Raw genomic sequence first — 1,936 nt, forward strand, 5'->3', positions numbered from 1 at the left:
CCAGCCGATAGATGAGCGGACCGATTACTATCAGGCCTTGGAAAAAGCTTCCTTCCGGTTGCAACTCCGGGTATCGGCCATTGTCCAGGTGCTACAATTCGATTCGGAAAGTTCACATCCCCATTTGCTGGAAGCCGTTCTATACTACCAACAGCAGCAGGGTGAACTACTCGCAACATCAAAGGTGCCATTGGACTTTCTGGATATGGCCCAGCGGCAACATGTGTTTACCTCAACCGGTAAACTCCGGGTATCACTCTATAAGGCCCTGCTCTTCGGAGCCGTACGGGATGGGTTGCGGGATGGCACCTTGACGGTGTTGTCTTCGTATGAGTACCGTTCAGTTGATGAATATCAAATTCCTCGCGCCCAATGGAAAACCCACCGGGAGGAATACCTGCGCCGGGCGGGCTTACTCGACCTGAGCAATCCGGCCTCTACGTTAGTAGCTCTCAATGACCGGCTCAATCACCAGTTTGAGTGGACTAACGGGCGACTCGCCGACAACACTCAGGTATTTTATGATGCCCATGGCGGCTGGCATCTACACCGCTACCGGGCGGATGAACGTGAGCAGCAGCAAGCCACCCGACAACTCTATCCGGCCAGCCGGGTCATCTCGCTACGCGAGGTGCTGCTTCAGATCGAAAACCTAACTGGTTTTTTGAGTAAATTCCAGCACCGGGGCTTTTCTCATAAACCCACACGGCCAGACTTTCGTTTACTGCTGGCAGCCATCATTGGCTATGGAGAAAACATCGGTATCCGTAAGATGGCTTTGATCTCCAAAGACATCTCGATTCATACGCTGGAAACCGTGGCCACGCAGTACTTCTCACCGGAAATGGTACTGGAAGCAAACGATTGTATCGTCAGCCATAGTAATGCTCTGCCTTTAACGGATTTATTCCGCCGAAAAGAAGGCTTTATTATGACGGGTAGCGACGGCCAGAAGTATGATATATCGGTGCCTTCACTGCGCGCTTCGGCCTCCTATAAATATTTCGGCAATGGTGAAGGGGTTTGCGTGTACTCGGGCCTGGACGAAGCCGGCCAGCTTATCTATACCCTTGTCATCAACGCGGCTGAGCGGGAGTCGAGCTATGTACTGGATGTGGTGCTACACAATCAAGTGATTCAAACCGATGCTCATGCGACGGATATGCATGGCTTTTCGGAAATCAATTTTGCCGTCATGGGCCTGCTGGGCATTGACTTCCGGCCGCGTTTTGTGCAGACGCATCGGCAACAACTCTACAGCTTGGATGCGGTGAGTCTCTATAAGGCCAAAGGGTATAGAATCATTCCTTCTTCGCGCGTTGATTACGAGCATTTGGTAACCTATTGGGACGATGTACTTCGCTTTATTTGCTCGCAAAAACTGGGCTATGTCCGGCCTTCCACCTTGCTGAAACGACTCAGCTCCTATGCCAGGCAACATCCGCTCCACAAAGCACTACGTGACCTGGGGCGGCTTTATAAAACGGATCTGATCCTGCGCGTGGTGGATGATGTCCAACTACGGGCTAGTATTGAAGGCATGTTGAGCAAGGTCGAGCACAGCAACAAGTTCAGCCATGCCGTCACCCTCGGCAATAAGGGTTCGTTTGACTGGCCCACTCAACAAGAGCGGAACATTGCTAACGGTTGCCGCATGTTGATTATGAACGCGATCAACTTCTATAATCTGTTGTATCTATCGGAAAAACTGCGTCAGTGCAATCCAATCGAGCGAAATGAACTCTTAAAAACGATCCTGAAATCATCAACGCATACCTGGCATCACATCAATCTGGCTGGCGAGTACGATTTCTCTGATGGAACTATATCACCCGCAGTCTTTGACTGGAAAGCGTTGATGGATTTCCAACTTATACGCCCCTTTAGCGAGCAAACGCCCAAGTGACGGTTTTTGTACGAAACGGCAAAACTACCC

General features: G+C 50.8%; 1 protein-coding gene. It reads left to right on the plus strand.

Translation table 11 applies throughout. The annotated features are described in order from the left end of the window. On the plus strand, positions 1-1,906 hold a 1,906-nt coding region (locus K339_RS33255; RefSeq protein WP_037300023.1), incomplete at its 5' end, for a Tn3 family transposase. Positions 1,907-1,936: the final 30 nt, after the last annotated feature.

This window comes from Runella limosa DSM 17973, from assembly GCF_000482465.1.
Classification (GTDB): domain Bacteria; phylum Bacteroidota; class Bacteroidia; order Cytophagales; family Spirosomataceae; genus Runella; species Runella limosa.